Consider the following 22804-nt stretch of genomic DNA (forward strand, 5'->3'; position numbering starts at 1 on the left):
TGAATCCCTCTAAGCTTATGCTTCCGATGCGAGCTTTCCTTTAGAAAGCTTTCAGGCGAACACTATCGCTTCTCCAGATTCAAATCCAACCCTTCGCTACTCAAAAATGCATCATATCGATCATACCTTGTGGTGCAAAAGGCACGACCGGACATTATTAAGTCCGGTCAGCCTGTAAAAATCTCACGCCTTCGGCAACAGCAATGGCTTCTTTGCGTCGCAGGAGCAGCATAGCGTATCCGCATGGTAGTGCTTGCTCCACAGGGGCGGCGCAGCGCCGCTTGATCGGAAGGAGCGGCTTCAACCGTGCCGCTCCTTCCGATACGCCCTTCCTGCTCCCACCCCATAAGGTGGGAGATTAAAAATCGTGACTCCACGGCGGAAAGCAGCGGAGCGGGCAGAATTGTTCTGAAGAAGCGCAGCGTTTGCCTTTACCCCCGGATTTTAACCTTTGAATGTTTTACACAATCCAAAAATCCGGGGGTAACAGCAATCGGAAGAACAATCTGCACGTGTAGCGTCTCCACCCCCGCCACAGTCATTTTTTAAACTTCCACTTTATCTCTGTTCCACCCACTCATCCGCGGACGACCCACGGAATAGTATTCCAGCCCGGAGCCTTGAATCTGTTCCTCAGCGAATACGTTACGACCGTCGATGAGAACCGGCTTGTGCAGAATGGAGGCCAGTTGTACGAGATCGACTTTTTTGAACTCTTCCCAATCGGTCAACAGGCACACAGCGTCGCTACCTTCAGCGGCTTGCTGTGGGGATGAGCACCACACAATATTCGGGTGATCCACGCGCTCCTTGAATTTATCCATCGCAATGGGATCATACAGTTTGACAATAGCGCCTGACTGAATGAGCGTTTCTACGATTTCCAGTGCTGGAGCTTCGCGGATGTCATCTGTATTTGGCTTGAAGGCGAGGCCCCAAATACCAATGGACACACCGTTCAGTTGACCCAGCGATTCGCGCAGCTTGGATACAATCATAAAGCGCTGGTCGGTATTCACCTCGACCACCGATTTCAACAACTTAAATTCATAGTCTACATTACCCGCAATTTGGATAAGCGCATTTGTGTCTTTTGGAAAGCAAGACCCACCATACCCGATCCCAGCTTGTAGGAAAGAGGAGCCAATCCGTTTGTCCATACCCATACCATCAGCCACACAGGTTACATCGGCGCCAACCTTTTCGCAAATATTAGCAATTTCGTTAATGAACGAAATTTTAGTTGCCAGAAACGCATTGGACGCGTATTTGATCATTTCAGCACTACGGATATCCGTCACATAGATTTTATCCGTGAACACCTGATGCAGAGTGACCATGGTTTCACGCAATCCTGTATTGTCCAAACCAATAATGATGCGATCCGGATGAAGTGTATCATTGATGGCTGAGCCTTCTCTCAGAAACTCTGGCGCGGAGACGATATCGAAAGACAAACTCGTGTGGCGAGCCAATACATCCTTAATCTTTTCGTTCGTTCCGACAGGTACAGTGCTCTTGGTCATAATAATCTTATACCCGTTCATGGCTTTCCCAACATCAGCAGCCGCCTGTTCAATGTACGACAAATTTGCCTCGCCGTTAGCCAGAGAAGGCGTACCTACCGCCAAAATTACGATATCCGAGCGGCGTACCGCATCGGCCAAATCCGAGGTGAACTCCAAACGGCCGGCTTCCAGATTCAACGCGATCAATTCCTCAATACCCGGTTCATAAATCGGAGATTCCGCCCGGTTCAACATGTCGATTTTGTGCTGCTCCAGATCGACACAAATCACCTCATTACCTTTTTGCGCAAAACATACACCCGAGACGAGCCCAACGTATCCAGTACCGATTACAGCCAGCTTCATTCCGTTCATCCTCCTTTTAGAAAGTTCACATAGGCTTGTTCTACATACTTTTTTAATTGATCCTTGAAGTTATCTTCATCAAATTTGCGGGCATGGGTAATGATATCGTCCACATTCCATGCATGTTGCTCAACCTTTGCGACGGCCTCCAGCACATCCTCTACTTGATGCTTGCGGAAAAATACGCCGTTCACATGAGGAACAATCGTATCCAGCGCTCCCCCACCCTGAAAAGCGATGACAGGCCGTCCGGCCGCATTCGCCTCCAAAGGCGTAATACCGAAGTCCTCTTCACCCGGAAAAACGAGCGCTCGGCATTCTGCCATCAGCTTGTTAACCTCTTCGTCCTCAAGCCTGCCGAGGAACTCAATGTTCGGGGCAGCCATACCTTCGAGTCGTTTACGATCCGGTCCTTCACCCACAATGCGCAGCTTGAGACCGTTACGTTTGAATGCTTCGATCGCGAGATCGATGCGCTTGTAGGACACCAATCGGGATACGATCAGGTAATAGTCACCGATGTTTGTAGCGCGTTTAAAACGGGATGTATTAATAGGTGGGAAAATGACATCCGAATCCCTTTGGTAATAGTGCAAAATTCTTCTTTTAACAACCGAAGAGTTGGCGACAAACTGGTCTACGTTGCGAGAAGTTTTGGCATCCCATGTTTTCAACCGGTTCATGTACAGCTTTAGCATGTTTTTGAGCAGGTTGGATTTGGACTGCCGGGCCATATATGTATCGTAATCCCAGGCAAACCGCATCGGTGTGTGACAATAACAAATGTGAAACGTATGCTTGGGTACCTGGATGCTTTTCATAAATGCGCTGCTGGAGCTTAAAACAATGTCGAAATCCCTGAAATCAAAATCACGGATAGCGATGGGATACAGCGGCAGCACTCCTTTGAAGTTGGCCTTCACTCCTGGGACGTTTTGTAGCCAAGTGGCTCTAATATCCGCATCCTTCAAGTTACGCGACAGGCGGTCGTCGCTGAACACCGTTGTGAAGATAGGAGCCTCCGGATACATATCGTGGAATACCTCTACTACCCTTTCCGCTCCGCCCATTTGGATTAAGTAATCGTGTGCTATCGCTATTTTCATCTGAATCATCCTTTAACGCGAATGTCGGTCAGACTCCTGCCAACAAACCCTTATAGTAATGAACTATATCCTTAACTGTGTTCTCGATGACAAAATGCTTCTTGACCCGCTCCATCCCTCTCTCACCCATCTGCTGACGTTCCTGTGGATGCTCCAACATCCAGCGGATGGCTTCTTCCAGCTTAGCCGGGTCACCCGGTTCAATAAGTAGCCCGGTTTCATGGGGTACCACCGTTTCCTTGGGTCCACCCTCATTGGAAGCAATCACTGGGAGACCCGCAGCCATGCCTTCAATAATGACCTGACCGAATGGTTCTGGTGTAATAGAGGTATGAATCAGCAAATCACAACGCTGCATCAGGCCTTGAATGTCATCGACGTGTCCCAGCAGATTGACGTTAGCCAACCCGTATTCGCGCATCGTGGACTCTAATCGTTGCTTGTATTCCTCTTCTCCGAACAACGCATCTCCAGCCAGCCAGAATTTCACGCGCTGATCCGGTAAAAAGGAGCGTGCCGCTTCCAGTAAAATATGCTGTCCCTTCCATTCCGCCAATCTGCCGACCAATACGACGTTAAACGAGTCATCAGCACGTAAATCCGCAGCCGTGTCACGTGCTGTAATTGCTTTAGCAAAAGCGGAATAAACGACAAGCGTCTTTTTGTCCGGGGGTAACTCCAACGCACTCAGCGTGGACTTGGAATTAGCAATCACTCCGTTGGGCAAAAAGCGGGACATCAGCCGAATCCCTTTGGCTACAATCGGCTTCAGATACGGCGGACCGATGTGGTCACGGATATGCCAGATCAAGGGCAGCTTCGCCGATTTGGCGGCTACTGCACCATATAGTGCAGACTTGAGCGAGTTCGTGTGAACGCACACGACCTTTTCCTCACGCAGCAAGGGCGCAAGTTTTCTACCGTAAGCCAGCAAACGAAAAGCTGCTGCAGGCGCACCTAGATTCACGGCATTTCGTCCCCGATTGCGAATCGAATCGTCCAATGGGATGATGCGCACATCAATATCACGCTGCCGAAGCCGATCTGCCAAATCGCCCTCCTCTGCCAAAATAACGAGTGGGTCGATATGTTCCCCGATATTCGTCAGTATGTTATACAAAGCGACTTCGCCGCCGCTCCATCTTGCCGTATGGTCAATATAAGCTACTCTCATCATTTCGCCGCCGCCTTTCTATCAAGGACCTGTCGGAACACCTCTTCCACCTGCTCCGCTACATGTCCCCATGTATATCTGCTCAGGACATGGTCCCGGCATTCCCTTGCATTCGGTAGAAGTTCACGATGATCCAGCACACGCAGCAATCCTTCAGCAATGGCTTCACTATCCGTTCCCTTGAACAAAAGCTCAGGACGGAATCCTCTTAAAATCTCCTTGTTGCCACCCACAGGAGTCGCCAGCACCGGCAGTCCCGAGGCCATCGCCTCCACTGTGATCAGACCGAAGCCTTCCAGTGCCTGTGTGGGTACAACGAACAAATTCGATGCTTGGTGATACAGTGGAAGCTCCTCATCCGACACATAACCGAGCAGCCTTACATGGTTATGAAGATTGTATTCCTCCACCTTGGAAGCCAATTCCTCCATTAAGGGGCCCTTCCCTCCAATCAGCAACAGATGATCAGGATGACGCTCGGTTACTCGTCTCCATGCTTCCAGTAGCTGTAGCAGTCCCATTCGATTAACAAGACGACGAACGGTTAGCACAATCGTCGCATTTTGCGGCAAATTCAGGCGCTTCCGCACGGCTTCTTGATCCTCTGCCGGGTGGAACCTTTCTACATTCGCCGCACCAGGAATAATATGAATTTTGCTGAGTGGAACCTTATAGTGCTCATGCAAAATATCCCGAAAAGTCTCGCTTAGCACTATAAATTTATCCGACAGACCGTAGGCCTTCATTTCAATGGATTTGGCCAACGTCGTTTTTAGAAAATGCTTGATGCCCTGTCCCTCAATCTTCATTTCCTCCGTCCACGGTCCGTGAAAGGTGGTAACTACCGGGATTCCTCTTTTTTTCGCCTCCAGCGCCGGCCCGACACTATAGGGGGCAAAATGGGAATACAATATATCCATCGGTTGCTTGTCAAACAACTCTGCTGCATATTTTTGCATTAGCTCCCGGCGCTTCCAGATGGATTGCTGCTTGCTGCCAATCGTATGAATCCGAATACGGTCGGGCGCTTGCGGCTGCTCGTCACTACAGATTAGAGCATCCAACGTATTGCGCTCTAGCGTAAGCTGCTCACAGATCGATTTGAAATATGTGTTGAGGCCTCCTGGCTGCAAGGACGGCCAGCTAAGCCCCGTTGCCGCAATACGAAATCCGTTATTGTACGACATAGCTGGTTTCTCCTTTCTGCTCGGTATGTCCGTCATCCACGATTTCTATCTTTTTTCGCCGCTTGGTTAGCTCATAATGCTTGAAGCAGACGAGAAACTCATACATCACCCAGAATACTGCTACGGCAAAACCCGCCAATCCCTTGCGGTATAAGCCTTGGACAAAATACTTCTGCACAAAGCGGGCAGGAGGCCGCCACAATAGTCTGGTAATCCGAAAGGATCTTCCTCTGTTAAATGCCGTCTCTGCTTCCAGATCTGTATATTTGTTAAAACGGGTCATATGATCACTGATGCTGCGGAAGCCATAGTGCCATAACACGCCCTCCAGATTGACAATCTGCGAAGAGGCTACATCCGGCATTTCATGAACAAGACTATTCGTAATGCCATAAATACGCCGATTGTACAAACGAACCAGGTATTCCCCTTTGTTCATCCATTTGCCGAGAAAATCTCCAATCCGAAATACGGAATATGCTTTGGCCGGATCGTGGAGCGTTTCCTTTACTTTCAATAAGTCTCCAAGCAACTCTGCATCCACTACTTCGTCCGTATCAATCAGGAATATCCAATCAAATTCCGCTTTTTCAACACCAAACATGCGCTGTTTGGCATAACCGGGCCACGGGTTAGAAAACACCCGACAGCCCAAGGATTCAGCTACCTGAATCGTATTGTCCTTGCTCCCTCCGTCAATGACGACGATATCGTCCGCAAAGGGCTTGCAGGATTTAATGGCGGCTGTGATTCGAGTGCCATCATCCTGAGCGATAATAACTACGGATATCCGGTTGTCCGCGGGAACGCTAGACATGTGGTTCATTAGCGGGTGCCTCCTTCTTTATCTAACCGTTAACTGGCTTTTTCCGGATGTAGTGTGACATCGTTGATCGGAGCCATTGAAAATCTTGTTTGGAAATAAGCAGTCTTGGAATCTTCATTTTTAGAACGAATTTAACATTACATAAAATGAAAATGAACCGTAGAATTCCCGAAGACAGCATTGCTATGCCTGCACCCGTCAATCCATATTTCGGTACGAGTATGGACAGCAATGGAATGACGAGCGCCAATCCGACACCCTGTAGAATGGTAACCAGTTTGGGCTTACCCAACGCCATAAATTGTTGTGCCAGCACCATGGTCCCTCCACTGATAGCAACCTCAAGCACCAGGAACCGGAATACCGTAAGCGCTTGTTTAAACTCTTGACCATATAACAATGTAAATACGAACGGAGCAATCAGCATCAGCATCACGGCAGCCAGAAAGGTTGCCGTTGATGTCACTCGAAATGCCCGAAATGTTATGGCCACCGCCTCTTCCTTATTCAGACCGGAGGCTTTGGGAAACAGCACGACAATGATCGAGGTAGAAAATACATTCACCATCCTGGCCAAGCTGACCGCTACTGCATATAAACCGAGATCAGCGGGTCTGAGCAGACCCGCAATCAAAATCTGATCAATATAAGTGGAAACCTGCCCCATGAGATCATTTCCGTATGAACCCATACCGTAGGTAAAGAGATTTTTAAATTGCGTCCAGCTGTTCTTTACCTTTGGTTTGTACAGCCGAATCATTCGTATCGTGACACCGATATAAATCGGCAAACCTGGCAGTAAATAGGCCAATGCCGAGGTGTACGGATTCATATTTCCGGTTAGGATCAGAATCGCTAGACCCAGCAGTGTACTTAGCGGTACCAGATACCGGAATAAATTGTACTGCTTATATTCCGAGCGAACTTGAAGCAATGCATTATTGATTTGTGAAATCGCTATGAGCGGACACATCATCATGGAGCACTGTGCGAAAAGTATGACCGATGAAGAAAAAGAGCGCAGCCAATAAGGAATTAGAAATACTCCGACGAGTGTCGCCAAGCCCCCGAACATGGTAGCCAGCAGCAAGGCCAGACCATACAGCTTGCCCGTTTCCTCCGGTTTCCTTTTCGCATTGTAAATCAATGCAGACGGGACACCGAAGCTCATGCAGAAGGCGAGAAATTGGGACCAGTTCACCATCGCTGTCTGTTCCCCGCGTCCAGTAGGACCCAGGAATCGTGCCGTTAGCACACCAGTCAGCATATTCACGACGAGAATCAGCATACTGAATATCATCGTTTTTACTGCTGCAGAGCTGTTATCCTTGCTTTTGGCAAACCGAATCACCGTGGACCATAGTGTCCGGACAGGTGCGGATAATGCTTGTAAGTTTTGCACAGCCTTTACCTTCTTTCCGCGATGACATCTTTTGCCCATAGTCCTATTCCGATCATCATCCAGATCAGATAGCCGCGCATACCGGGGAAACCATTATCTGATATGAGACTGGCTACAGCTCCGGCCCACGTAGCCAACGCCAGTCTGATATAAGGCTGACTGGCATCTCGTGCGGCAATACGGGCGAGAAGGCGCTTGATGATAACGAACAGACCACCGAAGAAAAAGAATGCCCCGAAAATACCGAAGGTGAGGAAAATGGCGATATATCCATTATCCATAATCCCAAGTTCGCCGAGATCGCCGCCGTTATCAAGCTTGGTTCCGATTCCTACACTCCCGATCCCCTGCCCGACCGGATTGCCAGCAATCGCCGGAAGCATCGTATGCAGTAAATCCAAACGTTCATTGTACGAATGATCCTGCTGAATATCCGTCAGCGTCTGCATGCGAGCCACCAAACCTTCTGCCCCTGGAAGTTTTGGAACAATGATGTAGAGAAGAAGGCCAACTATAGCTAGTTGAAACAAGGTTTTCCACTTTCCCTTGGAAGATGAACTGAGAATGTAAGCCAGCAACATGACGAATGCAATTAGCCAGGCTGAACGTACCAGCGTGATCAAAAGACAAACGACCGTCAGCAGGATTCCGATCCATCCCAAAGTGCCACGCCACCGTTTTTCCATTAGCATGGGTACAAGTGCCATCGCCAGGAAAATAGCGCAGGGACCGGGCGAGTTCATGGAAGAAAATACTCTGATTTGAAGTGGTTCTGGAACACCAATGGAATTCATTTCTACATGATTCATCCAAAATGCATCCCACGGAGGCACCGTCAAGTACTGGATAATGCCGTAAATCGCCACAAGAACAGCAATGTTGGCATATGAATACAGCAGTCGGTCCAGCTCCTTCGCTTTCATGGGCTTAATCGCAAGATATGGCAATAGGATCAAAGGAACCACATAATTGGCTAAATCATAAGCAAAAACAATACCATTTTTGAATAACCCGACCACACTTCCGTAGGCCAGTTCTATGCCGAAAAATACAGCAATTCGGGTCAAGGGTTTTTCCGCCTGATGAATGCCTCGCAACACAGGAATAATCAACATACTGCTTACCAGCAGTGGTGCCACGCTCAACAAGGAAACCGAGTGATACGTTCCCTCCAACCAATCCGCAATGCGGCGGATTTCCGGGCCTACTGCCCACACTGCCAGTGTGTAAGGAATCAGTAGCCGGGATTGCAAGATCGCCAGCAGGAAGGCCGGAAAAACGAGCGCCAGCAATATGGCTCCCTGCTGGCTCATGGTGGGATTCATCTTGGCGCTGACAAATCCGATGGCGAGTGGCAACATACAAGCCAGCAACCCCATGCCGATCATGCCGATTCCACGCCGATTTCCTAGCCAAACGGAAATCTGCTGATCTGCCAACCGACTCATGTTTCTCACCCCTGACCTCCCTTCATCCGCTTCCGCTTGAACATCTCCTTAAACAGCAGAACGAGAAATTGGGAATCCTCAATCAAATATCTTTTCCACAATCGTTTAGGCTCCTGAGACAACCTCCAGAACCATTCAAATCCCGTCTTCTGCATCAGCTCCGGTGCTCTTTTCACATTTCCCGACAGGAAATCAAAGGTCGCTCCCACCCCAATCGAAATCGGAGCGCGGTAAGTCTCATAATATCTATAAATCCATTTTTCCTGTTTAGGGGCGCCTACACCTACAAAAACGATGTCCGGGCGAGCCTCTTGAAGCAATTGGACAATGTGCCTGTTCTCCTCTTCGTTTTTCTCAAAGCCATAAGAAGGAGAATAACAGCCCACCACATTCATGTTCGGATAAGATTCCTGGAGATTGAGCATAGCCTTCTCAGGAATACCGTCAGCTGCACCCAGAAAAAATAACCGATAGCCTCGATCCTCAAAAGCCTCTCCTAACCGAGTGAACAAATCTGATCCGGACACCTTTTGTTTGAGAGGCTTTTTCAGTAACTTGGACGCCCATATGATAGGCATCCCATCGGCCACTACAGCTCCGGCATCCGAATATACCTTGCGGAATTCATCATCCTTGCGAAGCTTGATCACATGATCGACATTACAGGTCAAAATGTAGGAATGACGCTGATGTTCAATAGAAGTATCTATAAATTCGAGTAGATCATTAAAATCGTAATTATCAAAGTTGACATCGAACATGTTCACTCTGCTCATCGTATCACTTCTCTTTGCGAAAATCGGTTTGAGTAGATGTCTGGTATAACGCGTTCAAATACCAGCAAAATGGAATAATCATCTGAACCGTCGACAACGTATTATCTGAAAACGAGTAGATCAGAAAGCCTGCAATTAAGCTTGCAAAATAAGGTTTGATAGACTTGGCAAGCGACCGGTAAATGAGAGCGAACACGATCAGCAATGAAAGCATTAATAGTCCGCAACCGATATATCCCGTGTCAAAATAAAAGCGTATATACTCGTTATGCGGTACAACAAAGCCATTGAATAATGTCCCGTCGTTCGCGACCGTTACCGCACCAAGACCTCTCCCTGACCAAGGGTAATCATGTACTCTGTTCAAAAAATATTCCCATGCCTCCGAGCGTCCCGACAGGTCAATGCCTGTATCGGTCTCCCGTTCGAAGGAGCGTTTTTTTAAATTGTTCCATTGCAGGGCCACCGCCCCCAGAGCAACCAAAAACGATCCGGCCAGCGGTAGCAAATAATTGACTTTCCCCTTGAGGTACTGACGGGCAATATCAAACAGATACACAGCAAACATTAATAACAATGCCAGAATCGGTCCACGTGTACCGGTAGCGATCAGAATCAGAAAGTTCAGTGCCAACACAGTGTAATAAAAAGCGGCTTGCTTGGGTTTGCGTTTGACCTCAATTAGAGAGACGGCAATTCCGAGAAAGGAGAGCATTGCCAGATGCGGCGGTATATTCGCTCCTTGTACTCTGACTGCGCCCGTAAATTCCACATCCGTAAACGAATGCAGCCCCACAACCTGCAAACCCAGTCCAATGACCACACTAATAATTGGCAACAGACTGATCAGTCGGATATGCTTTTCTGCCACATCCTTTTTCCACTGGATCAGTAAAAAAAAGAAAGGGAGTGATAAACCGACGAACGCCTTGACGGCAATCGAGGTCGTTAACAAAGGCAGCCATGCTGAAAATCCAAATGTGATCCCCAGCATGATCACCAATGCCCAGACCGGATAGCTGAACTTGAGACGTATGCCATACACGAGCATGCACGGCACCAGCAGAGCCAAAATGCCCAATTTGTACAATGACAAAATCTCAATACCGAACACGCCACCCTGATACAGAGAATCGACTGAGACTGCTGTACTTAGCAAAACAGCGTAGCTGATGCGCTCCGGATGATGGATAGAAATAGCCAGCAAGAGCAGTAAACATACCGCCGCGATACTGACCACCGGCTGATAGGTAGCCGCAATTCCTACAGCAAGAGCGCCCAGTAGAAAAATAAAAACATGCTGTATGGTGTTTATTCTAGTAGTCCAAGGATAGTTACTCATGTTCCATCTTTCACCCCGCAGCTGACTCGCTTTTCCGGTTGCGCAGTGTATCCAGCGTCCCACGGATACTTTCAAGCCTGCACCGGTTCAACAGCTTCCTGCCCTCACTACGCGCCAGCAGGGAATCCACAGTGATGTATAACACTTTGGCTGCCGTCTTCGCCATCAGCATCGCGTTGCCGCGCAGACCTACGGCCTGAGCAGCATTAGACATGCCCTGACAATAGTAGCGGTTCATGATCCATTCTTTCGTTAACCGTGAAGCCGGCACAAAATGTTCCACAGACATGTGTGGATGATACATAATCGTTCCACCATTTTTACGGATTTGCTCGAATACCCACGATTCTTCACCTGATAGAAGGATATCTCCCTTTCTGCCTAGATGAAGAGGGAACATAACGGCAGCAAAAGCCGTTTTGCGCATCGCCATATTCGCTCCAAATGGATTCAGTCCCGACGGATATTCACGAACGGCTTTGCCCAGATCAATAATCGTGTAAGGCAGTTCAAGCGGGCCTGTTAGCCAACCCGGTCGTTCCGTCTCAAACATAGGGTCAATTTTCCCACCCATAGCCGTCAGCTCAGGATTGTTCCCGAATGCTGACATAATCGTTTGCAACCATGTAACACACGGAATTGCATCATCATCGAGAAAAGCAATGACTTCCGCTCTTGATAACGTAATGCCTGCATTACGAGCAGCAGACAGTCCTTGTTCGCGCTCATAATGATATCGGAGATGAATATTCTGACCATGGGCGACGGTGAACCTTTTGATCGTCGCTGCTGTATGATCAGTGGATCGGTTATCGACCACTATGATCTCAGCCAGTGCAAGGTCTTCCAGCTCCAGCAGGGACATTAACGTTTTCTCCAGCAGGTCCGCCCGGTTATAGGTGCAAATAACGACGGACACTGCGGGACATCGCTTGAATGCATCCATCAGTAAGCATCCTTGGAGAACAGCATTTTAACGCCTGTTTTCATGATGATTTTCAAATCGAGCCACGTATTGCGAACATGAATATACTTCAAATCCATTTGCACCATTTCTTCGAAGCCTACACTGTTACGTGCGCTCACCTGCCAGTAACCCGTACATCCCGGTGTTACAATCAGGCGTTGCTTATCATAATCGGAATATTGCTCGACCTCGCTGGGCAACGGCGGACGCGGACCGACTAAGGTCATGTCGCCAACCAACACGTTCCACAGCTGCGGAATCTCATCAATACTCGTCTTGCGCAGAAAACTGCCAATTTTCGTGATCCGAGGATCGTTTTTAATTTTGAACATGGCGCCGCTCACTTCATTCAGCTCCATCAAGTCCTTTTTCAGTTCCTCTGCATTGGACACCATTGAACGGAATTTATACATATCGAATAACTTCTCATTCTTGCCCACCCGAGTTTGCTTGAAAAACACGCTTCCCTTTGGGTCTTCGAGCTTAATCAAAACGCCTACCACTACAAAAAGTGGAAGCAAGACGATCAAGCCCACGAACGACAGCAGCATATCAAGGAGGCGTTTTGTGACCAGGTAGGACGTTTTATCCTGAATTTGTGTATTTCCGTATGGCATGTAAAACGCTTTACCTGACATGACAGCCTCGCCGTCCTCCGGTAAATTTTCCATGCTCATGCTGACGTACCCCCTCTCAACCTGCCGTGGTTGCTTTCTCGGTCTTTTTCAACCATTCATTCATAGCCTCCATAACCGGATACTTCAAATCATCGCTGGCAAGTGCAAATTCAAGTGTGGTTAAAATATATCCAAGACGCTCACCCACGTCATAACGTGTGCCTTCAAAATCATAGGCGTACACACGCTCACTCTGATTCAGCTTTTGGATCGCATCCGTCAGCTGAATTTCGCCGCCAGCTCCTTTTTCCTGAAGATCAAGATATTTGAAAATTTTCGGCGAGAACACGTAGCGACCCATAATAGCCAAATCGGATGGCGCTGTACCTGGAGCCGGTTTTTCTATAAAATTATTCACTCGGTACAAGCGTCCGTCCTGCTGATCCGGTTCAATGATGCCGTACCGGTTCGTAAATTCCTGCGGTACCCGCTGCACACCGATAACCGAATTTTGAGTTTCCTCATACTGATCCATCAGCTGGCGCAGGCAAGGTTTCTGACCTGTTACGATATCATCGCCCAGCAGCACACCAAACGGCTCGTCCCCGATAAAGCGTCTTGCGCACCATACCGCATGTCCAAGACCTTTGGGTTCTTTTTGGCGAATGTAGTGGATTTCCACTCCCGAAGAGCGCTGTACTTCCTCCAGAAGCTTCAGCTTACCGTCCTCGAGCAGTTTGGATTCCAGCTCAAATGCGTTGTCAAAGTGGTCCTCAATGGCACGTTTGCCTTTACCCGTAACGATAATAATGTCCTCAATACCCGAAGCAATCGCTTCTTCCACGATATATTGAATCGTAGGCTTGTTGATAATTGGAAGCATTTCCTTAGGCATCGCTTTTGTGGCAGGGAGGAAGCGCGTACCTAACCCTGCTGCTGGAATAATGGCCTTTTTCACTCTTTTCGTCATCGCACTCATTCTCCTTGCTTCATCGAATTTTGGTGTTGCTTACTTCACCTGATTCATCACAATTCCAACCAGCGTCGCACTGGCCTGCTCCATGAGTTGCTTTGTTTTGCGTAGATCTTCCCGTTTGGTACGACCATGTCTAGCAACGAGAATCACACCATCCGTCAAGCCTGCAATCAAGCGAGCATCCGTATAATTCAACGCCGGAGCCGAATCAAGCAGGATGATGTCATATTCACGTTTGAGCTCTTCCAGCAGCTCTGCCATACGTTCGCTACCGAGCAGATCTGCTGCGTTGTACAGGGTGTCTCCACCGGGAACAACCGATAGCTCCAGCCCACCATGCCTAACGGTAGACTTGGAAGAAGCCCCACCGCGCAAATAAGCCGATAGACCTCCGGTATTCTCCATTCCGAATATCTCGTGCAGCGCTGGTTTATGCAGATTGCAATCCACCAGAGCCACCTTCTTGCCTTCTTGTGCAAAGGAAACTCCGATGTTGGCGAGCAGTGTAGTTTTACCCGCTCCGCTTTCCGGCGAGGTCAACAATAGAACCGTCCCACGGTCCTTTTGCCCAATCACCTGCTGCCGGATGTATGTACGGAGGGATCGAAATGATTCCGAGATATACGATGATGGATTACTTTCTGTAATCAACATGTCATTCAATCGCAGCATATTTACGCTCCCCTACCCGTTCTTTGGAATTTCCGGCTGCTCCATCGACGTCCTTCTTGCGAATGACTGGAATCGATGCGATTACCGGAAGGCCGATGTCCGCGTCCGCTTCTTTCTCCGAGCGCAGCGTGCCGTTAATGCTTTCCAGGAACACAATCGTGCCCAATGCAATCATCAGCGACACGAGAAAACTAATCGCAATATTCATGAGCGGGTTCCCATTAATCGGGTCAGGATTGGCCTGAGGGTCCGCTTCATTTAAAATTTTCACATTATTCAATTCCATCAATCCCGGAACTGTCTGTACGAATTTCTGGGTTACCGCGTTTACAACCGCTGCGGCCTGTGGATAGCTCCCTGCCTCAAACGTCAAACCGATAACCTGACTTTTATCCGAGGATTTAATCTGCAGCTTCTCTGCCAACTTCTGCTGCGTCAAACCGAACTCGGGATGAGTCGCTACAACAGCGTCCATAATTTTAGGTGAAGTGAGAATTTGCTTGTAGCTTTCCACCAAATTAAGACTTGTGTTGACGTCGTTCAGATTGTTGCTCCCCTGCTTGGCGGAAATATGATTAACCAGCAGTTGGCTTGAAGCGGAATAGACTGGCTTCACAACATTGTCGCTCACAAAGTATGTTGTTACACATGAGAGAATGACAAAAATTGCGATCAGCCACAATCTTCTTTTGATCAGGACTAGATAATCCAAAATGGTTTTCTCCACAAAAATCCTCCCTCCTACACATTTTCTCTTCTTATTTTAAGTATGATCTAATTGTAACAATCCGTTGTGTGAACGACATGGAACCGAATGGCACTTTCTCCCTCACTACGGGGGGAGGGAAATGTATACTTTCGGATACGGCATGGTATACTTTTGTACCATGCTTTGTCGATTATGGAAAAAGAAATCGAAAAAAGCCTCAAAATCACAAAGCTTAGTGATTTTGAGGCTTTTCTTTCCACTCGCATATAAAAGTGCAGCGCAGCTTATAGAGTCAGCGCATCATACCATGTTTGTTGGCTCGTACTTCGCCAGACCAATGGCATTGGCATACAATGCTGCCTGCGTACGATCCGCCAGCCGCAGCTTGGCCAAGATCTGACTGACATGCTTTTTGACTGTGAACTCACTGATAAATAACCGCGATGCAATTTCACGATTGCAGGCTCCTTGTCCCAGCTCGACCAGCACTTCCTTTTCCTTTGGCGTCAGGTCGTCCGACAGATTGCCCGCATCTTCACGCAGCTTGTTTTCGAGAATAGCCGGATCATAATATTTGCGTCCTTTGTTGACAAGATGAATCGCGTAAATTAATTCCTCAGGCAATGCTTCCTTAAGCACATAACCATCCACGGAAGCTTCCTCTGCTTTCAGAAAATCTTCACGTGTTGCGGAAGAGGTCAGCAAAATAAATTTGCTTCTGAAACCACGTCCGCGCGCTATCTTGATAATATCCAGCCCCGATTCATCAGCTAGTTTCAAATCCAGCAGTACCAGATCCGGATCTGTTTCCTCAATCACCACAAGTGCTTCCTGTTGATTCTGGGCCTCTCCCGCAAACTGAACATTGGGTTGCATGGATATAACCGCAGCGAGTCCTTTCCGTACTAAAGGATGATCATCGACAATGACAATTTTCATGATTCGGCCTCCTGTCTACAGTTCAGGATTTGCATAATCCCTATGTATCCGATTGTTACCGCAGATTTTGTATTGCAGAATGTTCACACATTTTATTCGAGGATTTTGCAAAACCCTCATTCATAAGCATTTACCGGAATGGACAATCGGATCTGTGTTCCCTCTCCGATTCGACTCGAAATATCAAATTCGCCTCCCATCGATTGGGCTAAATATTCCATATTCATCATGCCCAGGCCCCCGCCTGCACTGACCGCCTCACCTCCTGCTACCATTCTCGCCGTCTCAAACCCTACTCCGTCGTCATGAATAGACAGTCTAATCACTTGGGGCGTCAATTTTAACTTCACATCAATTCGCTTGGCCAATCCATGACGGATTGCGTTTCCCGCCGCTTCGGAAATGATGCGGAACAAAGCCTTTTGGTACAAATACGGAAGTGAATAATGATCACCATGAATGTCAAAATCAATTTGTACATGGTTCAGCTTGGAGAGTGTATGCAGATGACTTTTCACCGTCCCTAACCAAGTTGAGCCTCCGCTTTTTTTCGAGCTTAAACTATGAATCGCCCCTTTCAGCTCTCTAACCGCTTGGTTGGCAGATTGCTGAATTAGATCAATTTGCTCCTCCACCTGCTCCTTTGGCTGATGACACCAGGTTTGCCGGAGAGAATGCGTTGCGTACACAATACCAAAAAGACTTTGAGAAACATTGTCATGCATTTCATTTGCAATCCGGTTCTGCTCATTCGTCACAATCAGCTGATTTTCAATACGCTCCAGCTCATAGCGCTCCAAGAACACAGCGCTCAGCTCAGCCAAGAATATCAGTTGTTGCACGAGCCAGCGTCTTCCTGTCAGACTTTGATCCGGTCCCAGCTTGAGGCCAATCGTCGCTACAAAGCGGGTCGTCATCGGTACGGTGATCATGAGAAAGTCGCCCCATTCTGGCAGATGTCTGAAAAATGGCTCGCGCTCTTCCCTGAACTCCTCCCGGTAATTCTCCAGTTCCTCGAATAATTGCTCCTCCTCCTCCACCGTCCAGCCTGTCTGGCTGCTTGCCGGTGCATCCTCTTCCTGACTATCCAGCCAGAAAAATGCACGGCTCTGCTTGGTTAGCTTGACAGTGTAATCCGAGATGACCTGACCCAGATTTAATGCCTCATTATGGCTGGTCGTCTCCATGATGTGGTAAATCGACTTGATATGATCCATCGTCTCATTGGCTTGTTCTTTAGCCACCTTCAGTTCGTCCTTCATGACGCCAATAACCTGCATTGCCATCGTGGTTACGATCAATACCAGAAACAAATTAATGTTCTGCAATATAAGATCCCACAAAAAATATTGACCTGGTGTAAAAAAGATATAACAAAATGTAAGCACCAAACCGATATAAGAAAGTAGGAGCGTCCAGCTATACCTCATAGATAGATGAGCACAAGCTACCAGCATGGGAGTAATCACATACCATTTGAACGGGCTATTTATCCCTCCGGTCGGGAATAACAACAAAATGATCCCTGCTGTTTCTAGTGCAATACTACATTTCAATACCATATCATGAAGTCTGTATTTACGGTAAATCCAAGTAAATGCTGTAACGGATAAAAATAGAAAACCAATCAGTAATAGCTTCTGCCATACGATTAACCTAGATGATTCGAACAGAAAAACAAGTGACGTTAAAGATAGTGATACATAACGGTATAAAAAAATCATTTTGTCTTCTGCTGACTTCTTCAACTTCATCCTGTCACCCTATTCTGTGTTTTGAAGGGACGATGGGCATATTAGGTTTGTTTGCGTACTCTAAAAAAATCATAACCAATCCAAAAATAAATAACAAGACATAAACTCTTACGTAAACGGTTACATTCCAAAAAATTTGGTACTTTTTATAACATATTTACCGTTTCAGGAAAACATTTTGGGGGTAATGTCATAATTTATGACGTTTGTCAAGGAAATGAATCACATATTTAGTAACCTAAAAAAGACTTGCTGGTACCACCGTGATTATAACAGCGGTATTCAGCGAGTCCTTTTTTAGTAAATTTGGTAGTCTACATTTTAGCCCCCGGCACGCGCCAATTCACGCATATTGGCTTCAAATGCTGCCAACAGAGCTTCATCTCCGCTCAAACCAGTTGCCTCTTCTTTTTGAATCTGTTCAACCATACGCTTGTAATCCTTTGGAATCACCCGTACAAACTGCTGAATCGCAGTCTGCCAATCATCCAAAATACGTTGTCCCGCTTCACTACCCGTGTAAGTGACATGGCGTTGAATCAAGCCGCGTAAATCCGCTGCTTCTGCAGGTTCTTCCACACCTTCCAGCAACACCATTTCCAGATTACAACGGCTCAGGAACGTCCCCTCAGGGTCATAGACATATGCAATACCTCCGGACATTCCGGCTCCAAAATTCCGTCCGGTTCCACCCAATACCGCTACACGTCCGCCCGTCATATATTCGCAACCATGATCCCCAACGCCCTCAACTACAATTCGTGCGCCGGAGTTCCGAACGGCAAAGCGCTCGCCTGCGATTCCGCTAATGTAAGCTTCACCGCTGGTCGCTCCATACAAGGCTGTATTTCCGATAATAATGTTCTCCTCTGCCTTAAAGGTCGCTTTGTGAGACTTTTTCACAATAACCTTACCGCCAGATAGCCCTTTACCGACATAGTCATTGCTATCGCCTTCCACGCTCAGCGTGATGCCTTTCGGAATAAATGCCCCGAAGCTCTGACCTGCCGATCCAATAAAGTTAAAGCGAATCGTATCCTCAGGCAGACCCGCCGCTCCATACTTACGGGTGACCTCGCTGCCCAGAATCGTTCCTACCGCCCGATTCACGTTTGTAATAGGTAAGGTGCCCTCAACAGGCGTTCCGTTCTCCAGCGCTTCCGCAGCCATCGGTACGAGCTGCTGCATGTCGAGTGTTTCTTCCAGACCGTGATTTTGGCGTTGTACGCGGTAACGTACACTCCCTTCTTCCAGCTCAGGAACATGCAACAGCAAGCTCAGGTCAACGCCCTTCTTCTTCCAGTGCGAATCGGCGTTCACGGTATCCAGACAATCCGTACGTCCAATCATTTCCTGAATCGTACGGAAGCCCAATTCCGCCATAATTTCACGGACATCTTCTGCGATGAAACGCATAAAATTCACCACATGGGCAGGATCACCCATATAATTTTTGCGCAGCTCCGGATTCTGCGTAGCCACACCAACCGGACATGTATCCATTTGGCATACCCGCATCATAATACAGCCCAACGCCACGAGCGGCGCTGTAGAGAAGCCGTATTCTTCTGCGCCCAACAGGGCAGCAACTACCAAATCGCGGCCAGACAGCATCTTGCCGTCTGTCTCCAATACCACGCGGTCGCGCAGGTTGTTTAACATCAGCGTCTGATGCGTCTCCGCCAGCCCCAGTTCCCAAGGCATACCCGCATGGCGAATGGAGCCTTGCGGGGAAGCGCCTGTACCACCGTCGTAACCGCTGACCAGAATAATGTCAGCACGGCCTTTTGCTACCCCTGTAGCAATCGTGCCTACGCCTACCTCTGACACCAGCTTTACGTTAATGTCAGCACGCGGATTGGCGTTTTTGAGATCATAGATGAGCTCTGCCAAATCCTCGATAGAATAAATATCGTGATGGGGCGGTGGTGAAATCAAACCTACTCCTGGCGTAGAACCACGCACCTCAGCGACCCAAGGGTATACCTTACGTCCTGGCAGTTGTCCACCTTCGCCCGGCTTCGCGCCTTGCGCCATTTTGATCTGAATTTCGTCGGCATTCACCAAGTAATTCGATGTTACACCGAATCGGCCCGACGCTACCTGCTTAATCGAACTGCGACGAGAATCGCCATTGGCATCCGGTATGAAACGTGCAGGGTTCTCCCCACCTTCACCCGTATTGCTCTTGCCACCGATCCGATTCATCGCAATCGCCATATCTTCATGCGCTTCCTGACTGATTGAGCCAAAGGACATGGCTCCTGTCTTGAAGCGACGCATAATGGATGCAGCGGATTCCACTTCTTCCAGCGGCACAGGCTCACCCGTAGGCTTCAACTGAAGCATGGAGCGGATCGTTAGATGCTGTTCCGTTTCGCCCTGCACCAGCTTGGCGTATTTCTTGTATAACTTGTAGTCTCCAGAGCGAACCGATTGTTGAAGCAGATGCACCGTTTGCGGGTTAAACAAATGCTCTTCCCCATCGTTACGCCATTGATAGTCGCCGCCCGAATCCAACACTTTGTCGTTGCCGTCCTTGTCGGTGAAAGCACGGTTATGATGAACCAGCGCTTCCGTAGTCACTTCCTCCAGACCGATACCGCCAATGCGGGAAGGTGTCCAGGTGAAATAACGGTCAACAAAATCTTGCTTCAGACCTACAGCCTCAAAAATTTGTGCTCCACGGTACGACTGAATCGTGGAAATACCCATTTTGGACAATATTTTAACGACACCCTTTGTTGCCGCTTTAATATAATTTTTAACTGCCTTTTCGTGCGAGATGCCGCGCAGCAAGCCCTGCTGAATCATGACATCCAGCGTTTCAAAAGCCAGATAAGGATTAACCGCGCTCACACCGTAGCCAAGCAGCACCGCATAATGGTGAATATCCCTTGGCTCCCCAGACTCCAGCAAAATGCTCACACGTGTGCGTGTACCCTGCTTAATCAGATGGTGATGCAGGCTGGAAACAGCTAGCAACGCCGGAATGGCCGCATTTTCCGCATCCACTCCACGGTCGGACAAAATCAGGATGTTATGACCTTTGTCAATGACACGGTCAGCCGCCTCAAACAATCCTTCCAGCGCCTTGCGTAAGCCCTCAGCACCTTCCTTCGCTTCAAAGAAGATCGGAATTGTCATAGATTTGAAGCCCGGACGGTGTACGTGGCGAATTTTGGCAAACTCCTCATTCGACAACACCGGCGAATCCAAACGAATCTGACGACAGCTTTCCGGTTCTGGATGCAGTAAATTGCGCTCTGGCCCAATCGTAGTTGCGGTTGACGTTACAATCTCTTCACGAATGGCGTCAATCGGCGGGTTCGTGACTTGGGCAAACATTTGTTTAAAGTAATTGTACAAACGTTGCGGACGATCAGACAGCACCGCCAATGGTGCGTCGTACCCCATTGAGCCAATCGGTTCTGCACCTGTAAGTGCCATCGGCTCCAGAATTTTGCGCAGTTCTTCAAACGTATATCCAAAAGCGAGCTGAAGCTGATTTACATTTTCATGTTTAGGCTCTGGCTGTTCTAGTGCTTCCGGCAGCTCATCCAGGTCAACCAAGTGCTCATCCAGCCATTGCTGATAAGGTTCCTCGGAAGCGATACGTTCCTTTAACTCTTCGTCAGAAACGATACGGCCTTCTTGGGTATCAACCAACAGCATACGACCCGGACGGAGACGATCCTTATAGAGCACATTTTCAGGAGCAATATCCAATACACCCGCCTCTGAAGACAGTGCGATCAGATCGTCCTTGGTCACATAGTAACGTGCAGGACGCAGACCGTTGCGGTCGAGAATCGCCCCGATCTGGATACCGTCTGTAAACGCCATTGCAGCAGGTCCGTCCCACGGTTCCATCATGGTGCTGTGATATTCATAAAATGCGCGTTTCTTCGGGTCCATGGTTTCATGCTTGTTCCAAGGCTCCGGCACCATCATCATGGCTACATGAGGAAGGGAACGTCCGCTCAGATACAGAAACTCCAGCGTATTATCAAACATGGCTGTATCGGAGCCATCTGGGTTAATAACTGGTTTTACCTTCTTGATATCTCCGCCAAACGCTTCACTTTCAAACTGCGCCTGGCGAGCATGCATCCAGTTCACGTTGCCGCGCATAGTATTAATTTCACCGTTGTGAATCATAAAACGATAAGGATGCGCACGGTCCCAGCTCGGGAACGTATTCGTGCTAAAACGGGAATGGACCAGCGCGATCGCCGATGTCACCCGCTCATCCTGCAAATCCAGATAAAATTTGCCTACCTGCTCGGTTGTCAGCATTCCTTTGTATACAACCTTGCGACATGACAAACTTGGAATATAGAACGACTCACCGTTCTCATCCTCTTGGTTATAGCGAATAGCAAGCTCTGCACGTTTACGAATGACGTACAGTTTCCGTTCGAAGTCCAGCTCTTCCTTCAGATCGCTACTGCGACCGATGAATACCTGACGCACGCCCGGTTTAGCTGCTTTTGCCGATTTTCCCAGCATTTCGTCATAAGTTGGAACATCGCGAAAACCCAAACAATTTTGACCTTCGTCCACGATGATATCTCTTAGCTTCTGCTCATGCACCTCACGAACTTTGGGATCATTGGATACAAAAAGCATACCAACGCCATAATGTCCGGCCTTTGGCAATTTGAAACCCAATCGCTCCGCTTCCTCTTGAAAAAACAGATGAGGGACCTGAATCATAATCCCTGCTCCGTCACCGGAGTTTGGTTCACTTCCCTGACCGCCCCGATGCTCCATATTCACGAGCATGGTCAAAGCCTGACTTACAATATCGTGCGATGGTTTTCCCTTGATGTGGGCAACAAAGCCCATGCCGCAGGCGTCTTTTTCGAATTGGGGATCATATAGTCCCTGTTTGGGTGGTAAACCTGTCTGTCTCATGGAACGCAACCTTTCTGTTATAAAGTCATGCTGGCCTGAAATACAGGCGGCCGAATAGAAGACAGTGGCAACAAGAGGTAACTCAAAGAACAACTACGAGGAATGGGGGACAAAA

General features: G+C 48.2%; 18 protein-coding genes. All 18 read right to left on the bottom strand.

Going from position 1 to position 22804, the window contains the following annotated elements:
* Positions 1–157: 157 nt before the first annotated feature.
* Positions 158–304 (bottom strand): hypothetical protein, encoded by a 147-nt coding sequence (locus tag ACQW03_RS05350; protein WP_441948588.1) that lies wholly within the window; start codon positions 302–304, stop codon positions 158–160.
* Positions 305–545: 241 nt separating this feature from the next.
* Positions 546–1874, bottom strand: a complete 1329-nt coding sequence (locus ACQW03_RS05355; RefSeq protein WP_071639863.1) for a UDP-glucose dehydrogenase family protein — start codon at positions 1872–1874, stop codon at positions 546–548.
* Between the two features lie 5 nt (positions 1875–1879).
* A complete protein-coding gene (locus ACQW03_RS05360; protein ID WP_025720491.1) occupies positions 1880–2980 on the bottom strand; it encodes a glycosyltransferase in 1101 nt (366 codons plus the stop codon).
* A gap of 28 nt (positions 2981–3008) precedes the next feature.
* Positions 3009–4157 (bottom strand): glycosyltransferase family 4 protein, encoded by a 1149-nt coding sequence (locus ACQW03_RS05365; protein ID WP_071639862.1) that lies wholly within the window; start codon positions 4155–4157, stop codon positions 3009–3011.
* Complete coding sequence (locus tag ACQW03_RS05370; protein WP_071639861.1) at positions 4154–5341, bottom strand: glycosyltransferase family 4 protein; 1188 nt, start codon at positions 5339–5341, stop codon at positions 4154–4156. Before ACQW03_RS05370 ends, ACQW03_RS05365 begins: the two co-directional genes overlap by 4 nt.
* Positions 5328–6167, bottom strand: coding sequence for a glycosyltransferase family 2 protein (locus ACQW03_RS05375; RefSeq protein WP_441948591.1), 840 nt, complete (start codon positions 6165–6167; stop codon positions 5328–5330). The genes ACQW03_RS05370 and ACQW03_RS05375 overlap by 14 nt, the downstream gene beginning before the upstream one ends.
* 22 nt (positions 6168–6189) lie before the next feature.
* Positions 6190–7569, bottom strand: coding sequence for a lipopolysaccharide biosynthesis protein (locus tag ACQW03_RS05380; protein WP_013309157.1), 1380 nt, complete (start codon positions 7567–7569; stop codon positions 6190–6192).
* A 5-nt stretch (positions 7570–7574) separates the two neighbouring features.
* Positions 7575–9017: an O-antigen ligase family protein gene (locus tag ACQW03_RS05385; RefSeq protein WP_025720500.1), complete on the bottom strand. Its 1443-nt coding sequence runs from the start codon at positions 9015–9017 to the stop codon at positions 7575–7577.
* A gap of 5 nt (positions 9018–9022) precedes the next feature.
* Positions 9023–9793: a WecB/TagA/CpsF family glycosyltransferase gene (locus ACQW03_RS05390; RefSeq protein WP_013309155.1), complete on the bottom strand. Its 771-nt coding sequence runs from the start codon at positions 9791–9793 to the stop codon at positions 9023–9025.
* A 4-nt stretch (positions 9794–9797) separates the two neighbouring features.
* On the bottom strand, positions 9798–11135 hold the full coding sequence (locus tag ACQW03_RS05395; protein WP_441948594.1) for an O-antigen ligase family protein: 1338 nt from the start codon (positions 11133–11135) through the stop codon (positions 9798–9800).
* A 10-nt stretch (positions 11136–11145) separates the two neighbouring features.
* Entirely contained in the window at positions 11146–12081 is a 936-nt protein-coding gene (locus tag ACQW03_RS05400) for a glycosyltransferase (RefSeq protein WP_061830280.1), read from the bottom strand.
* Positions 12081–12779, bottom strand: a complete 699-nt coding sequence (locus tag ACQW03_RS05405; protein ID WP_013309152.1) for a sugar transferase — start codon at positions 12777–12779, stop codon at positions 12081–12083. The genes ACQW03_RS05400 and ACQW03_RS05405 overlap by 1 nt, the downstream gene beginning before the upstream one ends.
* Before the next feature lie 16 nt (positions 12780–12795).
* Positions 12796–13689, bottom strand: a complete 894-nt coding sequence (galU, locus tag ACQW03_RS05410; protein WP_013309151.1) for a UTP--glucose-1-phosphate uridylyltransferase GalU — start codon at positions 13687–13689, stop codon at positions 12796–12798.
* 39 nt (positions 13690–13728) lie between these two features.
* Positions 13729–14367 (bottom strand): CpsD/CapB family tyrosine-protein kinase, encoded by a 639-nt coding sequence (locus tag ACQW03_RS05415; RefSeq protein ID WP_441948597.1) that lies wholly within the window; start codon positions 14365–14367, stop codon positions 13729–13731.
* A complete protein-coding gene (locus ACQW03_RS05420) occupies positions 14351–15094 on the bottom strand; it encodes a YveK family protein (RefSeq protein ID WP_071639858.1) in 744 nt (247 codons plus the stop codon). Before ACQW03_RS05420 ends, ACQW03_RS05415 begins: the two co-directional genes overlap by 17 nt.
* A 282-nt stretch (positions 15095–15376) precedes the next feature.
* Positions 15377–16015, bottom strand: a complete 639-nt coding sequence (locus tag ACQW03_RS05425; protein ID WP_013309148.1) for a response regulator — start codon at positions 16013–16015, stop codon at positions 15377–15379.
* Positions 16016–16131: 116 nt separating this feature from the next.
* The gene (locus tag ACQW03_RS05430) at positions 16132–17769 is read right to left on the bottom strand and encodes a sensor histidine kinase (protein WP_441948600.1); all 1638 of its coding nucleotides are present in this window, start codon (positions 17767–17769) and stop codon (positions 16132–16134) included.
* 321 nt (positions 17770–18090) lie between these two features.
* Positions 18091–22689, bottom strand: a complete 4599-nt coding sequence (gene gltB, locus ACQW03_RS05435) for a glutamate synthase large subunit (protein ID WP_068938671.1) — start codon at positions 22687–22689, stop codon at positions 18091–18093.
* Positions 22690–22804 lie beyond the last annotated feature (115 nt).

The organism is Paenibacillus sp. DRB1-1 (genome assembly GCF_052119485.1).
Taxonomy (GTDB): Bacteria; Bacillota; Bacilli; order Paenibacillales; family Paenibacillaceae; genus Paenibacillus; species Paenibacillus polymyxa_B.